18 protein-coding genes, 4 tRNA genes and 1 pseudogene are annotated in these 18819 nt (G+C 46.4%); 12 read left to right on the forward strand and 11 right to left on the reverse strand.

What is annotated here, in order from left to right; genetic code table 11:
* The first annotated feature begins 25 nt into the window (after positions 1-25).
* Genes LJ740_RS03575 through LJ740_RS03585 form a run of 3 tightly spaced genes read left to right on the forward strand, consistent with a single transcriptional unit; the run spans position 26 to position 2151 of the window.
* Entirely contained in the window at positions 26-370 is a 345-nt protein-coding gene (locus LJ740_RS03575) for an ArsC family reductase (protein WP_229527676.1), read from the forward strand.
* Entirely contained in the window at positions 370-1500 is a 1131-nt protein-coding gene (dapE, locus tag LJ740_RS03580) for a succinyl-diaminopimelate desuccinylase (RefSeq protein WP_229527677.1), read from the forward strand. Before LJ740_RS03575 ends, dapE begins: the two co-directional genes overlap by 1 nt.
* A gap of 6 nt (positions 1501-1506) precedes the next feature.
* Positions 1507-2151 (forward strand): M15 family metallopeptidase, encoded by a 645-nt coding sequence (locus LJ740_RS03585; RefSeq protein ID WP_229527678.1) that lies wholly within the window; start codon positions 1507-1509, stop codon positions 2149-2151.
* A gap of 9 nt (positions 2152-2160) precedes the next feature.
* On the opposite strand, the gene LJ740_RS03590 is transcribed toward LJ740_RS03585, so the two are convergent.
* From LJ740_RS03590 to LJ740_RS03605, 4 genes and pseudogenes are all read right to left on the reverse strand, one after another.
* Positions 2161-2892, reverse strand: coding sequence for a glucose 1-dehydrogenase (locus LJ740_RS03590; RefSeq protein WP_229527679.1), 732 nt, complete (start codon positions 2890-2892; stop codon positions 2161-2163).
* A 35-nt stretch (positions 2893-2927) separates the two neighbouring features.
* Positions 2928-3227 (reverse strand): annotated as a pseudogene (locus tag LJ740_RS23415) (RDD family protein); the annotation flags it as partial.
* 546 nt (positions 3228-3773) lie between these two features.
* The gene (locus LJ740_RS03600; RefSeq protein WP_229527681.1) at positions 3774-4946 is read right to left on the reverse strand and encodes a vWA domain-containing protein; all 1173 of its coding nucleotides are present in this window, start codon (positions 4944-4946) and stop codon (positions 3774-3776) included.
* Positions 4946-5782, reverse strand: a complete 837-nt coding sequence (locus LJ740_RS03605) for an AAA family ATPase (protein WP_229527682.1) — start codon at positions 5780-5782, stop codon at positions 4946-4948. Before LJ740_RS03605 ends, LJ740_RS03600 begins: the two co-directional genes overlap by 1 nt.
* A 187-nt stretch (positions 5783-5969) precedes the next feature.
* Here LJ740_RS03605 and cysK point away from each other — a divergent pair, with 187 nt between their 5' ends.
* Positions 5970-6935, forward strand: a complete 966-nt coding sequence (cysK, locus tag LJ740_RS03610) for a cysteine synthase A (RefSeq protein ID WP_229527683.1) — start codon at positions 5970-5972, stop codon at positions 6933-6935.
* 118 nt (positions 6936-7053) lie between these two features.
* Positions 7054-7494: a hypothetical protein gene (locus tag LJ740_RS03615; RefSeq protein WP_229527684.1), complete on the forward strand. Its 441-nt coding sequence runs from the start codon at positions 7054-7056 to the stop codon at positions 7492-7494.
* Positions 7495-7506: 12 nt separating this feature from the next.
* Here LJ740_RS03615 and ggt read toward each other — a convergent pair whose 3' ends face one another.
* Positions 7507-9255: a gamma-glutamyltransferase gene (gene ggt, locus LJ740_RS03620; protein ID WP_377307036.1), complete on the reverse strand. Its 1749-nt coding sequence runs from the start codon at positions 9253-9255 to the stop codon at positions 7507-7509.
* 58 nt (positions 9256-9313) lie between these two features.
* Entirely contained in the window at positions 9314-10078 is a 765-nt protein-coding gene (locus LJ740_RS03625; RefSeq protein WP_229527685.1) for an enoyl-CoA hydratase, read from the reverse strand.
* 95 nt (positions 10079-10173) lie between these two features.
* Here LJ740_RS03625 and rrtA point away from each other — a divergent pair, with 95 nt between their 5' ends.
* Positions 10174-10809, forward strand: coding sequence for a rhombosortase (gene rrtA / locus LJ740_RS03630; protein ID WP_229527686.1), 636 nt, complete (start codon positions 10174-10176; stop codon positions 10807-10809).
* 15 nt (positions 10810-10824) lie between these two features.
* On the opposite strand, the gene LJ740_RS03635 is transcribed toward rrtA, so the two are convergent.
* Positions 10825-13323, reverse strand: coding sequence for a S9 family peptidase (locus LJ740_RS03635; RefSeq protein WP_229527687.1), 2499 nt, complete (start codon positions 13321-13323; stop codon positions 10825-10827).
* Positions 13324-13478: 155 nt separating this feature from the next.
* On the opposite strand from LJ740_RS03635, the gene LJ740_RS03640 reads away from it, so the two are divergent.
* The gene (locus tag LJ740_RS03640) at positions 13479-14024 is read left to right on the forward strand and encodes a glutathione peroxidase (protein ID WP_229527688.1); all 546 of its coding nucleotides are present in this window, start codon (positions 13479-13481) and stop codon (positions 14022-14024) included.
* 151 nt (positions 14025-14175) lie between these two features.
* Here LJ740_RS03640 and LJ740_RS03645 read toward each other — a convergent pair whose 3' ends face one another.
* Positions 14176-14787 carry an FMN-dependent NADH-azoreductase gene (locus tag LJ740_RS03645; protein WP_229527689.1) on the reverse strand — a complete coding sequence of 204 codons (612 nt, stop codon included), beginning with the start codon at positions 14785-14787 and terminating at the stop codon, positions 14176-14178.
* Between the two features lie 334 nt (positions 14788-15121).
* On the opposite strand from LJ740_RS03645, the gene LJ740_RS03650 reads away from it, so the two are divergent.
* The 5 genes from LJ740_RS03650 (at position 15122) to LJ740_RS03670 (ending at position 17046) form a co-directional block, all read left to right on the forward strand.
* A tRNA-Met gene (locus LJ740_RS03650) sits at positions 15122-15198 on the forward strand.
* 9 nt (positions 15199-15207) lie between these two features.
* A tRNA-Leu gene (locus LJ740_RS03655) sits at positions 15208-15292 on the forward strand.
* Positions 15293-15300: 8 nt separating this feature from the next.
* Positions 15301-15375, forward strand: a tRNA-Gln gene (locus LJ740_RS03660).
* Positions 15376-15411: 36 nt separating this feature from the next.
* Positions 15412-15486 (forward strand) — tRNA-Gln (locus LJ740_RS03665).
* Positions 15487-15615: 129 nt separating this feature from the next.
* Positions 15616-17046, forward strand: a complete 1431-nt coding sequence (locus LJ740_RS03670; protein WP_229527690.1) for an alanine/glycine:cation symporter family protein — start codon at positions 15616-15618, stop codon at positions 17044-17046.
* Between the two features lie 46 nt (positions 17047-17092).
* Here LJ740_RS03670 and LJ740_RS03675 read toward each other — a convergent pair whose 3' ends face one another.
* From LJ740_RS03675 to LJ740_RS03685, 3 genes are read right to left on the reverse strand one after another with little or no spacing between them, the layout of a single operon-like run.
* Positions 17093-17269, reverse strand: coding sequence for a hypothetical protein (locus LJ740_RS03675; protein WP_229527691.1), 177 nt, complete (start codon positions 17267-17269; stop codon positions 17093-17095).
* Complete coding sequence (locus LJ740_RS03680) at positions 17269-18414, reverse strand: FAD-dependent monooxygenase (protein WP_229527692.1); 1146 nt, start codon at positions 18412-18414, stop codon at positions 17269-17271. The genes LJ740_RS03675 and LJ740_RS03680 overlap by 1 nt, the downstream gene beginning before the upstream one ends.
* 3 nt (positions 18415-18417) lie before the next feature.
* On the reverse strand, positions 18418-18804 hold the full coding sequence (locus LJ740_RS03685; RefSeq protein ID WP_229527693.1) for a cupin domain-containing protein: 387 nt from the start codon (positions 18802-18804) through the stop codon (positions 18418-18420).
* Positions 18805-18819 lie beyond the last annotated feature (15 nt).

Here is an 18819-nt window from a genome sequence, read left to right on the forward strand (position 1 = left end):
ATACCTGACACTCACAGGACCAACAATGACAACAGTATTCGGTATTAAGAATTGCGACACCATCAAGAAAACCAAAAAGTATCTGGAGACAAAACAAATAGATTTCCGGTTTCACGATTACCGTGTTGACGGTATTGATGCTGTCTGGCTTGAAAAGGTATTAGCGCATCTTGATTGGGAGAAAGTACTCAATAAAAGAGGCACCACGTACCGCCAGCTAAGTGATGATGCGAAAACGGCCATAACCCGCGATACAGTCACCGAGGTATTGGTGCAGCATCCGGCCATGATTAAACGCCCCATTATCGAACACCAGGGGGAATTTATTTTAGGCTTTTCTGCAAAGCAACTGGATGAGGTTTTTGCCTGATGTCAGCGGTAGTTGAATTAACCAAAGATCTGATAAATCGTCGCTCTGTAACACCTGAAGATGCTGATTGTCAGAAAATGATGGCAGAGCGCTTAGCGCCTTTGGGGTTTGATGTAGAATCGATGGTGTTTCACGACACAACCAATATGTGGGCCCGCAAAGGCAGTGAAGGCCCGGTTTTTTGTTTTGCGGGACATACCGATGTCGTACCTTCCGGCCCTGAAGAAAACTGGAAGTATCCCCCTTTTAGCGCAACCGAAGATGGGGATTTACTTTATGGTCGTGGCGCAGCCGACATGAAAGGCAGTTTAGCGGCGATGCTGATCGCCACTGAGCGGTTTGTACAAAAACACCCTGATCACAAAGGCTCTATTGCTTTTTTAATTACCAGCGATGAAGAAGGCCCGTTTATTAACGGCACCACAAAAGTGATTGATACTCTGGAAGCGCGAAACGAAAAGATCACCTGGTGTCTGGTGGGTGAGCCTTCCAGCACTGAAAAAGTCGGTGATGTAGTCAAAAATGGGCGTCGAGGATCACTCACCGGTGACCTCACGGTAACAGGTGTTCAGGGTCATGTTGCCTACCCTCACCTGGCGAAAAATCCGGTACATCTCGCAGCACCGGCACTGGCAGAACTGAGCACGACGGTTTGGGATGAAGGCAATGAGTTCTTCCCTCCTACCAGTTTTCAAATTTCCAATATTCACGGTGGAACAGGAGCCGGCAATGTGATTCCCGGTCATCTTGATGTGTGCTTTAACTTTCGTTTTTCTACCGAAGTTACCGATCAAAAACTGATTGCCCGCACCCGGGAAATATTCGATAAACACCAGTTGGATTACGACATTCACTGGACCTTTAACGGACAGCCTTTCTTAACCGCAGCAGGTGATTTGGTAGCCGCAACTCAAAAGGCGATTGCATCTGTAACCGGCAGGGAAACTCAGTTGTCGACCGCAGGTGGTACATCAGATGGTCGTTTTATCGCTCCCACAGGCGCACAAGTGGTGGAACTGGGTCCAGTTAATGCCACCATTCACAAAGTGAATGAATGCGTCAGTATGTCTGATTTAGATCAGTTAGCACTGGTGTATGAGAATATTCTGGCCGAATTATTAGTGGAATAAGGCCCGATGGAAATATTGCAATCTCTTCCGCTGGTGAAAATAGACGACAGGCATTACTTGCATGAAGCTATTGTCAGTGACTTTCTGAAACTACGCCAGGCTGCCAACAATGCCGGGGTAAATCTGGATATCGCCAGCAGCTACCGTCCTGTAGAACGGCAATTGTTGATCTGGAACGAAAAGTGGTCCGGTAAACGACCATTGTTGAACCGCGTCGGTACCCCCTGCGATGCCAGTGCACTGACGGATAAAGAAAAGCTGGATACCATTTTAATCTGGTCAGCATTGCCGGGCACCAGCCGACATCACTGGGGCACCGACATTGATGTTTACGATGCCCCGCGTATTGCTGAATCTGGTAAAACTTTGCAATTAGTGCCAGACGAATATCTGCCTGGTGGCCCCTGTGGTCAGCTCAAACGCTGGATGAATGACAACCTTGAAGCTATGGGATTTTATTGCCCCTACGCGACGGATAATGGCGGGGTTGCTTACGAACCCTGGCATATCAGTCATCTGGCGCAGAGCGCGAAATTTGAACGTTTACTGACTCCCGAAGCACTGGCAACCACCATCAGTCAACTGGATATTCTGGGAAAAAGTACCATCCTGGAAAACCTGGAGGTAATACACCGCCAGTTTATCAAATAATCGACAATATTATTTACCGCCAGCCAAATCCAGAAACGTACCGGTAATATAAGACGCTTCGTCTGACAACAACCAGGCAATGGCATGTGCAACTTCTTCGGGTGTACCACCGCGTTGCAATGGAATTTGCGGGATCAACCGTTCGACCCGTTCAGGTTCACCGCCATCAGCGTGCATATCGGTATAAATAAAAGCAGGTCTGACACTATTTACCCTGATATTCCTGGCGGCCAGTTCTATCGACAGTCCTTTGGTAATGGCATCCATCGCGGCTTTTGATGCGGCGTAATCGACATATTCAAAAGGTGCACCGGTACGGGCGGCAACCGAAGTAACATTAACAATTGCACCTGCGCCTTCAGCCTGTCGGATAAAGGCCCTGCAACACAAAAAACCGCTTAATACATTTGTATTCATCGTTGCCTGAAAACGATCGAAACTCATATCCTGTAATGGCATTTGCGTTTGCAGCATACCGGCATTATTTACCAGGCAACGGACTGGCCCCCATTCAGCATTGACCTGGTGGAACAAGCGCTGAACGTCTGATTCAAGGGACACATCCGCCTGAATAGCAATGGCTCTGCCGCCAGCGGCCACAATATCCTTTGCAACCTTGTCAGCGCTCTTAGCATCGCGACGATAATTGACAACAACGGCATAACCCTGACTAGCCAGTTTTTTGGCTGTTGCGGCGCCAATCCCCCGACCAGCTCCTGTTATCACTACGGTTTTATGCAATCTTCTGCCTCCTGAGATATTACCCTGTGGCCAGCTTAGGGTAATTTGGTTTCGATACACACTTTTGGCGCATCTTTTACCACCACCAGTGTACCTGAAATTTTATCCTGTATCGCTTGTCGGTTAGGATCCCAATACACCTGAATAAATCCCATCAACCCGGTGGCAAAACCTGCGGTATAGCCACCGTAGCGGCCGAATGCTTCCCACAAGTTCAGGTCCGAGCCATCCAGCTTTATCACCTTGATGCCACATATTTTTTTACCAATAGTCTGACCAGAAAACCATCCGGTAAATACACTAAAATAAAACGCAGCCCAACCAAAGTTGATCCCCATTGACGCCAGTTCATCTTCGATTTGCTGCCACAAATCCCGTGACTCGGCGCTGCTCAAGTCGGTCTCTTCCGGCTCTGCCGGTAGAGTTGTTTCTGAGATTTCAGCAGGGTTAACCTCATCCCCGGGAACATGGGTAACCTCATATTCTGGTCCTTTCGTGAAATGTTTATCATCGATATATTCCCAACAACCGACAACAAAGATAAACATACAAAAGCCACCAATTACTTTAAGGGCGTTTCGGGAAAAACGGTAACCCGGTTTACTGGCCAATTGCCGCCCTGCCCCCAGCAGCGTCCAACCTATAAAGCCAAACAGCATAAAATCGCTGAGATGGGTTAACAACAGTACCAGTGCGGCATCAATCAGCATCGCCAATCCTCGCCTACCCGGCCCGGCCAACGGTTTTCCATATAATTCAGCGCTAACCGCAAAGGCGTATGGGGTGATATAGTTCTTATTGTCTTTTGCAACAGACGGGAGTTCATGGCCCGGAGCCTCTACCACTGGTTGCTTATGATTGTCTGGCGAAGGCGAGTTCATTTACAATAATTCCTTAATCCCCTTAGTGATACCTGTCAGGGTTAACGGATACATCCTCTGTTCCATAATTTCATGCATAATCTTCACCGACGCATAGTAAGACCAGTATTGTTCCGGTTGCGGGTTCAGCCAGATGGCGTGTTTAAAGTGCTGTAATAAACGGTTCATCCATACCGCCCCGGCCTCTTCATTCCAGTGTTCTACGCTACCGCCAGGATAGGTGATTTCATACGGCCCCATGGTGGCATCACCAACAAAGATCACCTTATATTCGCTGCTGTATTTATGAATAATATCCCAAACAGAAATGGTCTCTTTACGTCGACGGCTGTTGTCCTTCCAAACCCCTTCGTAAACACAATTGTGAAAATAGAAGAATTCCAGGTGTTTGAATTCGGCGTGTGCGGCTGAAAATAATTCTTCGCAAGCCTGGATATGTGCATCCATGGAACCACCCACATCAAAAAATAACAGGACTTTAATAGCATTATGCCGTTCCGGCATCATTTTGATATCCAGGTAGCCAGCATTTTTTGCCGTTGCCCCAATAGTACCGGCTAAGTCCAGTTCATCTCTGGCGCCGCTTCGCGCAAATTGGCGCAGTTTGCGCAATGCCACTTTGACATTTCGGGTGCCCAACTCTACATCGCTGGCCAGGTCTTTAAACTCGCGTTTATCCCAGACTTTAGCTGCGGAAAACTGGCCATTGCCATTTTGCCCGATACGCACACCTTCCGGGTTGTACCCACCTGAGCCAAAAGGTGACGTTCCTCCCGTGCCTATCCATTTGTTCCCTCCCTGATGGCGTTTTTGTTGTTCCTGCAATCGCTGCTGCAGCGTTTCCATTAATTTTTCCAGGCCGCCCAGACTTTTAATTTTGGCTTTTTCTTCTTCGCTGAAAAGTCGTTCAAATTCCTTGCGCAACCACTCTTCCGGGATCGTGTCGCCTAATAAATCGACGGACTGGATGCCTTTGAAATAATCAGCAAAGGCCCTGTCGTATTTGTCAAAATGGGATTCATCTTTAACCATACACAGTCGTGACAAATGATAAAAATCCTCCAGGTCCGCAAACGCCAGGTTTTGATCTAAGGCATTGAGCAGATCCAGTAATTCCCTTAGCGAAACCGGGATCTGATACTCACGCAGTTTAAAAAAGAAAGGAATTAACATTAGCGTCGCGCCATAAACGCCAGTTTCTCAAACAAATGAATGTCCTGCTCGTTCTTCAGCAATGCACCGTACAGAGGTGGAATGGCATTTTTATTATTTGCTTCATGCAATACGTCCTCAGGAATGTCTTCTGCCACTAATAGTTTTAACCAATCCAGCAACTCCGAAGTCGACGGCTTTTTCTTAAGGCCCGGTATTTCACGTAAACTGAAAAACGACTCCAAAGCCCTATTCAGCAAGCTTTTCTTCAGATCCGGATAATGCAGTTGCACAATCTGTCGCATTTCATCCTCTGACGGAAAACTAATGTAATGAAAAAAACAACGGCGCAAAAAAGCATCCGGCAGTTCTTTTTCATTGTTAGAGGTAATAATTACGATCGGGCGTTGAGTAGCTTTGATGGTTTGCTGAGTTTCATAAACATGAAACTCCATTCGGTCTAATTCCAGCAGCAGGTCATTGGGAAATTCAATATCGGCTTTATCGATCTCGTCAATCAGCAGTACCGGGCGCTGCTCATGTTCAAATGCCTGCCACAGCTTCCCTTTAACGATATAGTTAGCAACGTTGTGTACTTTGTCATCTCCCAACTGAGAGTCCCGTAATCGCGACACCGCATCATACTCATACAATCCCTGTTGCGCTTTGGTGGTGGATTTAATATGCCACTGTAACAAGGGAACGCCCAGGCTATCCGCTAACTCCTGCGCCAATACGGTTTTACCTGTGCCCGGCTCACCTTTGATCAGCAGCGGTTTTTGCAATGTAATAGCGGCGTTTACCGCCAGTTGAAGGTCTTTTGTTGCGAGGTATTTATCGGAACCCTGAAAGGACATCATTTCTCCAAAATAGACTGTGATTCGATGAATCTGGATTTGTTTCAAAAAATTTAACAATAAGTTATAGCAAAATACACTTTCGTTTTAGGTAAATCGGCCTAATCTAGTGTTTAATTGTGATTAGGTGGTCATTTAAACCCTAATCACCGACAGAATATAAATGCCAGTATTTCAAGGACATATTATGAAGTTTTTTGAAGATAATTCCCAATCCATCGGTGGTACCCCACTGGTAAAACTCAACCGGGTTACGCAAGGTAATGTGTACGCCAAAATGGAATCCAGAAACCCCAGCTTCAGTGTTAAATGCCGTATCGGCGCTAACATGATTTGGGATGCCGAAAAGCGCGGTTTACTGACAGCAGGTAAAGAGTTGGTTGAACCTACTTCCGGTAACACCGGTATTGCGTTGGCGTTTGTTGCCGCATCCAGAGGTTATAAGCTTACCCTGACTATGCCTGCCAGTATGAGTCTGGAACGTCGCAAGCTGTTAAAAGCACTTGGTGCCAATGTCGTATTAACTGAGCCACCCAAAGGCATGAAAGGCGCCGTTGCTAAGGCCCAGGAAATCGTTGACTCAGATCCTGACAAGTTTGTCATGCTGCAACAATTCGATAACCCGGCCAACCCGGAAATCCACGAAAAAACCACAGGTCCGGAAATTTGGGAAGATACTGATGGCAATATCGATATCTTTATCGCCGGTGTGGGTACTGGTGGCACTATCACAGGTGTAAGTCGCTACATTAAAAAGACTAAAGGCAAAGCTATCACCAGCGTTGCGGTCGAACCCACTGATTCTCCGGTGATAACTCAGGCCAAAGCTGGCCAGGACCTGACGCCTGGACCTCACAAAATTCAGGGTATCGGTGCAGGCTTTATTCCGGGCAACCTGGATTTAGATTTGGTTGATGAAGTTGAGCAGGTCAGTAACGATGACGCTATCGCCATGGCTCACCGCCTGATGAAAGAAGAAGGTATCTTAGCGGGTATTTCTTCCGGAGCTGCGGTTGTCGCTGCACAGCGCATTGCTGCCAGACCGGAAAACGAAGGTAAAAATATCGTCGTCATCATGCCAAGCTCTTCTGAGCGTTATCTGTCCAGCCCACTGTTCGCAGGGCTGTTTTCAGAAAATGAGCTGGAACAATAAGTTAAATTCCAGTGAATTAATACGGTTTTAGTAAAGGGAGGGTTGACCTCCCTTTACTTTTTGCGAAAAAAAAATCAGACTAGAGGACTAAATTTAGCTACGTTGATTTAAGCATTATATGAAAAAACTAGCGGTTCTCATTCCATTCCTGATCTTTGTCCTGACCGCCTGCGAAAAGATCAAATCCTCTGGTGAGCAAGTTAACAATACGGCCGACATGTCAGCCCTGATTTTCTTCGACAGCATCTATAACAAAAATGATTTCAGGACAGCGCTGAATCACGCATCGCCGCGAATGCAAAGACTAATGAAGTCTTACCATACCTCCACCAATGTAGCGCGTCACATCATTAATCTTCGCTACGATGGTGAGGTGTACATGGAAATTGATGCCGGCGACTCGGTAGGTCGTTTGGAATATGCTACCAAACAGAATGTTTCCATCTTTTTCACCGGCAACTATCAGGGCAATGTTATCGACGAGCTGCGCACGGTCAAAATGGTCAAAGAAGATGGAAAATGGGTGGTGGATTCAATCATGGCGGATAAGTTTCGCTAAGCGATAAGCCGCTTAGCCCCCCACCGCGATACCTTCTCTTCTGGGATCGGCACCACCGATTAATTTGCCATCCTTAATCTGAACGCCATGCAAACCACTATTCAGATCAATGATTTTTAATTTGCTGTGGCCTTTTGCTTTGAGCGTTTCTGCCAACGGTTCCAGATCAGTGCCTTTTTCTATCGCTGTATAATCATTGCGATTAGTGAATTTAGGTAAATTAATAGCCTGCTGTACATCCATTTCCCAATCCAGTACCGCAATCAAAGTTTGCGCCACATAATTGATAATACGGCTACCACCTGGTGATCCGATAGCTAACACCAACTGATCGTTTTCATCAAATACCATAGTGGGCGACATTGAACTTCTGGGACGCTTTCCTGGCTCAACCCGGTTTAATACCCGGTAAGCCCCTTTCGAAGGCTCAAAATTAAAGTCGGTTAATTGGTTGTTGAGCAAAAATCCTTCGACCATTAACCCGGAGCCAAAGGCAAACTCGATACTGGTGGTCATCGAAACAGCATTGCCTTTCTTATCTACGATAGAAATATGACTGGTATTGGGTAGTTCATAGGCATTACCCATTTTCAAAAATGCCTCAGAATAAGCCGTTCCGGCACGGGCATATCGAATGTTTTTATCCGGAGAAATTTGCTCTGCCCGGCGTTTTAAATAACTCTGATTAATCAGAGCAGCAAAGGGTAACCGGCTAAACGCAGTATCGGCGATATACATGTTGCGGTCGGCAAAGGCCAGTTTTGAGGCCTGAGTAAAGAGGTGAATGGCTTCGGCGCTATTAGGCTGAAATTGTTCCATTTTGAAACCCTCCAACATTTTGAGGATTTGCAATACGCTGATACCACCTGATGCAGGCGGCGCCATACCACAGACTTTATACTTTTTATAATGACCGCAAATGGCATCACGCTTTAAAGCCTTGTAGTTACCTATATCTTCTTTAGTAAGCAGGCCGGGACGTATAGAGGCGGTTTGTACCGTTTTGGCAATGCGTTCTGCCAATTCCCCCTGATAAAAATAGTCAGCACCTTCCAAAGCGATGCCGTGTAGCGTACGCGCCAGTTTTTTGTTGGTTCGCTTGTAGCCTGATTTAATCGCAGAGCCGCCTGGATAGAAGTAAAGTTTGGTATTGGTAAATGCCTGTAATCCGGGATGTAAATTCAGGCCCACCAGTTTTTCCAGCCGCGGTGTAACAGTAAACCCCTCTTCCGCGATTGCCGCAGCATCTAAAAACAACCGTTGCCATTCCAGTACACCAAATTCTTTATGGGCCGTCTCCAGTGCTTTCAGAACCCCGGGTACCCCTACAGAACTGCCACCGACAACGGCATCTTTCCAGGGGATAGGTTTGTTGTCTCGCATAAACATGATGGGGCTTACTGCTGCGGGTGCCGTTTCTCGTCCATCAAAGGTGTGTAATTGTTTATTTTCGTTGTCCCAGTACAGAATAAACGCACCACCACCCAAGCCTGACGATTGCGGTTCTACCAGGGTCAGCATTGCCTGTATGGCTATCGCGGCATCAATGGCACTGCCACCTTCGTTAATGATCTTTTTCCCCACCCAGGAAGCATAAGGATGTGCCGCTACCACCATGTAATTATCAGCAACAACGGCGGACTTTGCTTTGAATCCTGTCGCCGCTTCAGGCTCCCCGTCTTCTCTTACTTTTTTCGTCTGGGCCAATGCGCTGCTGGTGAAAACAAACAAAAAACAGAGTGCGAAGATACGTTTTAACAATTTTCAAATTCCTTGGTTTGGCGTGAGAAGTAAAAACACAGATAAAATCGAGCTGGCGCTAACAATACTTTTTCGGATCTGGCTTGCGCTTTTCCAGGAAGGCACTAAACGCTTCTTTTGCCGCTTCCGACTTCAGTTGTTCAACAAAAACCTCAATTTCTTTGTCGATGTGCAAGTTTACGCTATCTGAAGCAGATTTCATTAAGGCTTTAGTATGCCTAAGTGCGGTATAAGGTTTTGCAGCTAACTGGCTGACCACTTTTTGGCAATGAGCGGCTAATTGCTCCGGTTCCAGTACATCATTTACCAGCCCAAATTCCCTGGCCTGCTCGGCGCCAAACGATTCACCTAACAGCAACCATTCACTGGCTTTACGGTGACCCGCCAGCTGTGGCAATAACAAACTGGATGCATATTCAGGCACTAATGCCAGATTAATAAATGGCAGGGAAAACACACAACTGGTATCACAGTATACTAAATCACAATGCAATAACATGGTGGTCCCTATCCCCACAGCCATCCCCGATACCTGGGCCACCACAGGCATGGGAAACTGCATCAGGGCCTGCATAAATTCCAGTGTTGAGTGCAGTTCAGCTTTGCTTTCAACCTTAGCGAACTGTGCCAGGTCATTTCCTGCGGTAAAATGCTCTCCCGCACCTTTTATCAGTACCGACTTAATTGCCGGATTTTGCTGTTGTTTTTTGAGTTCGTCGGCTAACTCTTTATACATGTCAGCGCTAAGGGCATTGCGTTTTTCCGGGCGGTTTAAGGTTAAGGTCAAACACTTTTCATTTATTTCTTTCAAAATCAGCGACATAGCAAATATTAATTCTGTTGTTTTTGTGGCATATTCATTTCAACATAAACGTTGCATAGCAGCGATGCAATCCCAAACTGAGTTTTTTCAGCATAATGTCATTAATAAAGTCATTGTTACCCAATCATCTACCAATTAAAACCATTCACTGGTTAGTATTGGCGTGCTGCGGCGTACTGGCGGTTTGCTTATATGGTTTTGACGGGGTGCTTCACGCACGCCTGAATTATGATCTGAATGCCATAAAAGATGGCGCCTGGTGGCGTTTGTTCAGTGCCCATTTTTTACACACCAATCTGTATCACTTGCTGTTGAATCTCGCCGGGTTACTGTTGTTGTGGGCATTGCACGGCGAATATTACCAGTACACAAACAGTCTGAGCTTACTGTTTCTCTGTACGCTTGGAACAGCTGTGGGTTTGTTTGGGTTTTCCGATCTCAGTCATTATGTCGGGCTGTCAGGCATGCTGCATGGGTTGTTTGCCTGGGGCGTTGTACAGGATATTAAACGCGGCTATACGACCGGATGGTTGCTATTGGCGGGTTTGCTGATAAAGCTGTTGCAGGAGCAAATATATGGTGGCAGTGTTGCCACTGCGTCGCTGATTCAGGCTAATGTTGCCGTTGATGCCCATCTCTATGGGGCGCTATCAGGCTTTCTTGCCGCCATTGTCATACCAGCGCACAAACAGCAAAAAACAAAAGACACTCAGGTGTCCGAAGACACCTGAGTAAGTTCGCTAGCGTTATTTTACGTGGGTTTCCATTAACTTATAGATCCGACGATATTCATCCAGCCATGAGCTTGGCTCTTTAAAGCCATGAGGCTCTACGGGGTAAATTGCGGTTTCAAAATTCTCTTTTTCCAGTTCAATTAAGCGCTGTACCAGTCTTACCACATCCACGAAGAACACATTGTTATCCACCATAGGCGCATTGATTAGCAATGGCTTTTTAAGGCCCTCTGCAAAGTATATCGGTGAACTGCGCTCAAATGCGATGGGATCAACCTCCGGTGTGTTTAAGATATTTGAGGTGTATGGCGTGTTGTAATGAGCCCAGTCTGTAACCGGACGCAAAGCTGCACCAGCCTGAAACAAATCGGGTTGTGTAAACAACGCCATAAAGGTCATAAACCCACCGTAAGAACCACCATAAGTGCCAACCCGGTCACGATCGACTCTGGCGTTTGCTACCAGCCAGTCGACACCATCTTGTAAATCCTGAATCTCCGGTGTCCCCATTTGTCGATAAATAGCAGTACGCCAGTCTCTGCCATAGCCTTTAGATGCCCGGTAATCCATGTCCATTACAATATACCCTTGTTGGACAAGGAAACTGTGGAACATAAATTCACGGAAGTAGCCCGACCAACCAAGATGAGAATTTTGCAGATATCCGGCACCGTGGTTAAAGATAACCGCCGGATACTGTTGCTCAGATGACAACTGACTGGGCATATACACTCTTGAATAAATGGGTCTGTCGCTGTGATCAGATTGCACCGGAACAATTTGAGGTGCGACCCAATCAAAACTCAGAAATTCTTCACTGACAGTATGTGTCAGGCGTTTAACCTCTGCATTAGGCTGAGCAGGCAGCACATATAATTCCGGTGGCAAGGTTAATTTGGAGTGTTGAATAACCAGACGTGACTCATCCGGGCTTAGTTGATAGAAAGTCTCCCCATTTAAATCGGTTATTGCTGCTATTTCCCCTGAACTGAGATTAACCCGATAGATTTCGTAAATGCCAGGGTGTTTTTTATTGGCCTGAAAATAAATATATTCATCGTTTCGGGTCAACGTAAGCTCATCGACTTCATAAGCGCCAGGTGTCAGATTGGTTGCCGATCCCTGTAGCGGTTTGACGTACAGATTGGCAAACCCGGTTTCTTCCGACAGATAAAACAAGGTATCGCTGTTGTTTAACCAACCGAAGCTGTTGAACTTATAATTAACCCAGGCTTCATCGTGCAGGCGATGTTGCTGCCTGAATTGTTGTTCTTCCCAATCTACTGTCGCTATCCAACGGTCTTTATTGTCCCAGGCTTCTAACATGACCGCCACCTGAGAACCTGTTTCATTCCATTGAATCGCACTTTGATTCCAGTACCAATCCTGCATTAAACTGATGGCTCTTGGCACGGCTTCGGACTCGTATTCTTCGCCATCTCGCTGTGCATTTTCCGCTTTAACTTCGGCCAGAACATCCTCATCAAAACCTGCCAACGTTTCAAAACTCAGCAGATGCTTTTCCTGAGTCGTTAGATCCAGAAACCAGATTTCATGCTCAACCGGCTCTGCATCAGCCACCCGCGCTCTGACACTTTCCGCTTTTATGCGGCCGTTTTCTTTTATGTAGTTTGGCATAATGTCGGTATCAGAGCGTGTCTCCACATCTTCTCTGGTCACCAGAATCGCTTTGCTCAGGTCGGGGGAAACACTGACTTCAACTAGCTCTGTGGCACTGTCAAAATAGAAGACATTATTATTGTAAACCGGGTTTTCTGCTTTTAATTGTTGTTTATAGTCAAATTGCTGCTGACGTTTTTCTCGTTGAGAGGCCACGTAACTGATCAACTTAATTTGTTCTTCAGCAATGTAATCTTCCGGTTCTTCCAGAGCTTCAGGTGCATCGTCAAAATGCCAGGCTAATAGTTGTGAAATACCACCTTGTTGCAGATCCACCTGATAAACCGAACCTGCGTCGGCATAAATCAAATTGCCCTGACGAGTGAATTTTGGATTGTAAGGCTGCCCCATCTGCCTTGTATGCTGTTTAACCTCACCGCTTTGCAAGTTTTTACTGAAAACGCTATTTTCGTAGACCCAGGCTAATGTGGTTCCGTCGGGAGACAAAACCGCATCATCCGGTGCCAGGTGCTGTTCCGCTAACCCAACCAGTTCACCATTGCCACTGTCAGGCTGACCGCTGTCCAGTCGCCACAACTCATCCACTACTGAACCTTCTCGTTTGCGGTAATAAAATACTGATTGTGAGTCATCCGCCCAGTAATAGTGACCGGGTTGACGTCCCAGCCAATCGGGATCTGACATGATTTTTTCCAGGGTAATACCTTTAGGCGTAGCCTGATTTGCCAGTTGCGCAATAACCGGCGGGACATCTACCGGTTGCATTGCCATTGAAGAGGAAGTTGCAGTACTTTGCGCGGTAGCTGCGCAGGCGGTCAGCATGACCAGCCCGGCACTTAACAGAGAGACCTTAATTTTCCGGGGAACCATATTTTTTCCATCGTTATTTTTGTTTCTGGACAATAAATCATTAAAGCGTCATTGTGTAGAGGTTGCAAACACGGCCAGGACAATAGTTAATAGCGATTGATCCTTCGCTGTGTCATTTTAGTAACAGCTACAATCCCAATGTTGAAGAGTAAATTATGAAAAGAATCCTTCTGTTAGCAATACTTTCCTTGTGTTCCATTCCTGCGTCATGGGCATCTGAATGCCCTTCTGAACTCAAGCATCTGAAACGCAAATTAAACAGCCAGGAAACTGTAAATTTATGTAACGAATATGGTGGCAAAGCCGTTTTGATTGTCAACACAGCCAGTTATTGTGGTTTTACCCCACAGTTTGAAGGATTAGAAGCACTGTACAGCCAATATAAAGACAAGGGTTTTGTGGTACTGGGATTTCCCAGCCATGACTTTAACCAGGAAGACAAAGACGAGGCGAAAACAGCGGAGTTATGTGAACTGACTTACGGCGTAAAATTCCCGATGTTTGAGCCACTGCATGTTAAAGGCGACGATGCGGATCCGCTTTACCGTCAGTTGTCTAAAGCCACGGGCACTGAACCGAAATGGAATTTTTATAAATATCTGATCACCAGTACCGGTGAAAAAATAACAAGTTATTCGTCGTATACGAAACCCACAGATAGCGACTTTATTGCAGATATAGAAAGCGCTTTGCCCCGGTAACCTTTTAATACTAATCTCACAGCCCGGATACGGCATAAAAAAAGCCCCGTTAATTTAACGGGGCAATAAGCACACTCAACTTGGAACACACTTTAGCTAACAGACTTGTTATCGGGGAGATAACAATGTCAGCTTTGCTAACTGCAATAGTTTAGGCAGCGGTTTTATTGATTAGTTCAATAATTTTTTCATTTGCCTGTTCAAACGCACTGTTGGCGGTTTCAGCCCCCATTGCCAAGCCTTCAGCATAAACAAACTCTACGTCCGTGATCCCCACGAAGGCAAAAAAGTCATTTAAATAGGTGGTCTGTGAGTCTTTAGCAGTCCCCGCGTACATGCCACCTCTTGCCGCCATCACATAAACTTTTTTATTTTCCAGCAAACCCTGCGGACCATTTTCAGTGTAGCGAAAAGTGATCCCGGCCCGCGCAATGCGGTCAATCCAGGCTTTCAATGTAGATGGAACACCAAAGTTATACATAGGTACGCCAAGCACAATCACATCAGCCTGTTGCACCTGATAAACAAAATCATCAGACAAACTCGCCAGCGCTTTTTGCACATCATTGCGCTCTTCCGGGGCCGTCATCCAGGATTGCATTTCCTCTGCACTGAGATGGCCTATATTGCGCTTACTCAAATCCAGTGTTTCAATCTCAACCTGTTGTTCATCACCGAGCTGACGTAAAAAGTCCTGAACTAACTTATTCGAGTTACCTTGCTCACCATTAATACTGCTGTTTACTACTAAGACATTTTTCATTGTTTGCTCTCACTGAAAGAATTAAACCAGTGACAACTATAATAATTATATTTTTTCGATTTTAAATCGCATAAATTCGGCACTTAAATCCTATTTTTTAGAACTATAAGTAAATTAGCCTATTTTAACCTTTTAAACCTGGCTGAATAGCCGTGAAAACAACGGCCATGTTCATAAAAACCTGACTACGGGGTTAACAATTAGCCAGTGAATTCTCACTTTTTAACCGAATTGTTTACTTCGCCAGCAGTTAATAAATTTGTCATAAAAAGGGGTTGACCTACCCTATCCAGATCAGCATAATACGCGCCACTCGACAAGCAGTCGGGTAAACGGCTAAGTAGCTCAGCTGGTTAGAGCACATCACTCATAATGATGGGGTCGCAGGTTCGAGTCCCGCCTTAGCCACCAACTTTTTTAGCGGAAGTGGTGAAATTGGTAGACACGCTGGATTTAGGTTCCAGTGCTTCACGGCGTGAGAGTTCGAGTCTCTCCTTCCGCACCATAGATTGTTGGGGTATAGCCAAGCGGTAAGGCAGCGGGTTTTGATCCCGCCATTCGTTGGTTCAAATCCAGCTACCCCAGCCACCTTTTTTATTCACAAAGCCGTTTGCTTGTGAATATTGGGGTATAGCCAAGCGGTAAGGCAGCGGGTTTTGATCCCGCCATTCGTTGGTTCAAATCCAGCTACCCCAGCCATACAAAAACGCCAGACCATTGTCTGGCGTTTTTTTATGCCCGCATTTCTGCAGAATAACGATTTCATCTGGACTTATGACGCTACAATAGTCAGTATTGTTGCCAAAAAAACTATAAGGTCTTTATATTTTGGTCAACGACATCGTTTCCGCCATTAACGGCGTACTCTGGGGCAATACGATATCCTTGCCAGGCATTGGCGGCGTTCCCATCCTTATTCCCATGTTAGTGTTTGCGGGTTTCTGGTTTTCAGCAAAATTAGGCTTTTTGCAATTCCGTCATTTTGGTCACATGTTCTCTGTTATGAAGGGCAGCACAAAAGGCGGTGAAAACGGCATTTCATCTTTTCAGGCGTTGTGTACCAGCCTGTCCGCGCGGGTAGGCACCGGTAATCTGGCCGGGGTCGCTGTTGCCATTTCTCTGGGCGGTGCTGGCTCTGTATTTTGGATGTGGATGATTGCGCTGTTGGGCATGGCCACCGGTTTTGCTGAAAGTGTATTGGGACAGCTTTACAAAGTAAAAGATGACAACGGTGAATTCCGTGGTGGTCCCGCCTATTATATCCAGCAGGGGCTGAACAAACGCTGGTTAGCCATTGCTTTTTCGCTGTGTTTGTTTCTGGGTTATGGTTTTATTTTCAGTGCCGTTCAGGCCAATACCATAACCGATGCACTGAATAATGCTTACGGTATTCCGACCTTCTATAGTGGCCTGGTGATCATATTGGTTGCCGGTGCCATCGTGGTGGGAGGGCTGAAACGCATCGCTTCGTTTGCCGAATACATTGTGCCTTTCATGGCCGTTAGTTATGTGGTTATTGCCCTTACTATTACCTTACTCAATATTCAACACGTCCCGGCGGTACTTTGGGATATTATCAGTTCCGCCTTTGGTTTGCAGGAAGCCGGTGCCGGTGCATTAGGCGCGGCCATTAAAAATGGTATTCAACGCGGTTTATATTCTAACGAAGCCGGCTCAGGTAGTGTGCCTCATGCCGCAGCTGGCGCCACGCCGAATCCCAATCACCCGGTGTCGCAGGGATATGTGCAAATGCTGGGCGTTTTTATCGATACTATGGTGCTGTGTACCTGCACTGCAGTCATTATATTGCTGGCCGGTGGCTCGCAAAGTGATCAGATGGAAGGTATCCGTCTTACTCAGTCTGCAATGGAAACACACCTAGGGGGAATGGGAGCAGATTTTGTCGCAGCCGCCATCAGTTTGTTTGCATTTACCTCAGTAGTTGCCAATTACGCCTACGGCGAGAGTAACCTGCACATGTTCAAACTGGATCACAAAGTTGGTCGTACAGTTTATACCACAGGTTATCTGGCCATGATTTTATGGGGTTCCAGTGCGGCATTACCTGAAGTATGGGCGATGGCCGATATGGCGCTGGGTATGATGACAGTAATCAACATTACCGCCATCATCATGTTAACCCCCACGATTGTAGCAATCAGCCAACATTATTTCGCCAGGCGGGATGCCGGTGAAAAACCAGAGTACAAGAATGGCGATTGCGAAATTCAGGGCGAAACGGAAAATGGGATCTGGTGATCAATCAGGTTTAACAGATATTAGGCATGAGGCAGGCTACCCTGCCTCAAAAAAATGCCATCCGAATTAACTGCAACACCAGCATGATACCCACCAATGGCCAGATCCAGCGGGTGATCTTTTGTAATTCTTCAGGGCTGTGACGCTTGCCATGCTTTTCCACCAGCGGCACCACTACAAATAAGGCCAGAAACAACAAGCCCAAAATGATAAAAACTGTCACTATTTCACTCCCAACGCTCTTTTGAGCGCGTGTTTTTTCAAAGGGCCGCTTCGTTGTGCCAAAAACAACCCGGTATTACGCATTAACTTTAATATTGGATTGGGATTGCAAAAAGCAATATTAAACCCATCCATTGCCGTCATCATGACACTGTTTTCCCTGCGCCGTGTTGTTTCATATTGCTGCAACTGCGCTGAGATGTCGGCATTCAAATTAATTTCCAGTAGCGCTGCGACATCCTGAAATCCCAGGTTAACCCCCTGACCAGCCAGCGGATTAATACTGTGAGCAGCGTCTCCACACAAGACCACCCGTCCTTTGAAATAGTGATTAGCGTGATTACGGCGGATTGGAAAACTGCCAACATTAAGTATCTCAAAATCACTGTGCAACGCCGGGAACTCTTGCAAGATTCGATTTTTAAGCTGGGGCTTGTCGGTTTGGGCCAGCACTTGCACCTTATCAGCCGGGAGATACCACACCAGCGCCGCATAATGATCGAACAGTGGCAGGTAGGCCATGGGGCCATCGGTACTAAACTGTTGAAAGGTATGCTGCAAACTGGGGGAGCGGGTTTTGATATTGAGGGCGAAAACCTGTTGTTGGTATTGCCAACCGGTTTCGCCTACCTGCAGGTCTCTTCTGACTGCAGAGTTACCGCCATCAGCACCAACCACCAGGGTTCCTGTACATACCGCTGAGTCCAGTTGACATTGCCCCGCCGCAGCATCCAGTATTCGCCCGGATGAAAACCAGCTTATTTGTGATTCAAAGCTGCTCAGGGCCTGATGGATTGCCAATTGTAAATGTCGGTTTTCTAATAAATATCCCAGATGACTGAACCCTAAATCAGCGGCTGAAAAATGGGTTTCACAACCCGGTGTTTCCCAGACTGACAGTTTGCGATAGGGTTGCAATCGCCCGGCCCGCAAATGCGACCAGGCGCCCAATTCTGTGAGCAACTGTTCAGAGCCCAGACTGAAAGCAGAAACCCGAATTTCGGGTTCTTCTTTCAATGCTGACCAGACAGGTTTGTCTGGTTCAACAATAGCGACCTTTAAACCGCGACGAACAAACCCCAGAGCCGCAGACGCGCCGACCATGCCACCGCCAAAAACTATCAGATCAAACTGCTTTTCACCCATATTTTAAATCCATTTTTGTTCGGTTATCGCAACGGTTTGGCTGGTTTGATGGCTGCCGGTATGCTGAGTAGACTTTGGTTCCAGCATCATAAAATGGGTTTCCACATCGGCTTCTGGACAATGTTGCATTCCTTTAGGTACAACAAACATTTCGCCTGGAAGCAGGCTGACAATCTGTGGTTCAGCATTTTCGGGTTGTAAATGCAGCTTCAGCTCACCTTTAAAAACAATAAACAGTTCGTCTTCCTGTTCATGAGCGTGCCAAACCAGACGCCCCTGCCCTTTAGCGACTTTGATGAGTTGCTGGTTGGCCTCTCCTAACACTTTGGGTGACCAAAGATCATCAAACAGGGAAAACTTCTCAGCAATGTTAATTTTTTTCAGGGACATACGAATTTCGATGAC

It is taken from the genome of Planctobacterium marinum (assembly GCF_020687805.1).
In the GTDB taxonomy this organism is placed as follows: domain Bacteria; phylum Pseudomonadota; class Gammaproteobacteria; order Enterobacterales; family Alteromonadaceae; genus Planctobacterium; species Planctobacterium marinum.

Coding starts and splice junctions, on each gene's coding strand:
- LJ740_RS03575 (WP_229527676.1), top strand. CDS start 26: ATGACAACAGTATTCGGTATTAAGAATTGCGACACCATCAAGAAAACC.
- dapE (WP_229527677.1), top strand. CDS start 370: ATGTCAGCGGTAGTTGAATTAACCAAAGATCTGATAAATCGTCGCTCT.
- LJ740_RS03585 (WP_229527678.1), top strand. CDS start 1,507: ATGGAAATATTGCAATCTCTTCCGCTGGTGAAAATAGACGACAGGCAT.
- LJ740_RS03600 (WP_229527681.1), bottom strand. CDS start 4,946: ATGTTAATTCCTTTCTTTTTTAAACTGCGTGAGTATCAGATCCCGGTT.
- LJ740_RS03605 (WP_229527682.1), bottom strand. CDS start 5,782: ATGTCCTTTCAGGGTTCCGATAAATACCTCGCAACAAAAGACCTTCAA.
- cysK (WP_229527683.1), top strand. CDS start 5,970: ATGAAGTTTTTTGAAGATAATTCCCAATCCATCGGTGGTACCCCACTG.
- LJ740_RS03615 (WP_229527684.1), top strand. CDS start 7,054: ATGAAAAAACTAGCGGTTCTCATTCCATTCCTGATCTTTGTCCTGACC.
- LJ740_RS03625 (WP_229527685.1), bottom strand. CDS start 10,078: ATGTCGCTGATTTTGAAAGAAATAAATGAAAAGTGTTTGACCTTAACC.
- rrtA (WP_229527686.1), top strand. CDS start 10,174: ATGTCATTAATAAAGTCATTGTTACCCAATCATCTACCAATTAAAACC.
- LJ740_RS03635 (WP_229527687.1), bottom strand. CDS start 13,323: ATGGTTCCCCGGAAAATTAAGGTCTCTCTGTTAAGTGCCGGGCTGGTC.
- LJ740_RS03640 (WP_229527688.1), top strand. CDS start 13,479: ATGAAAAGAATCCTTCTGTTAGCAATACTTTCCTTGTGTTCCATTCCT.
- LJ740_RS03645 (WP_229527689.1), bottom strand. CDS start 14,787: ATGAAAAATGTCTTAGTAGTAAACAGCAGTATTAATGGTGAGCAAGGT.
- LJ740_RS03680 (WP_229527692.1), bottom strand. CDS start 18,414: ATGGGTGAAAAGCAGTTTGATCTGATAGTTTTTGGCGGTGGCATGGTC.
- LJ740_RS03685 (WP_229527693.1), bottom strand. CDS start 18,804: ATGTCCCTGAAAAAAATTAACATTGCTGAGAAGTTTTCCCTGTTTGAT.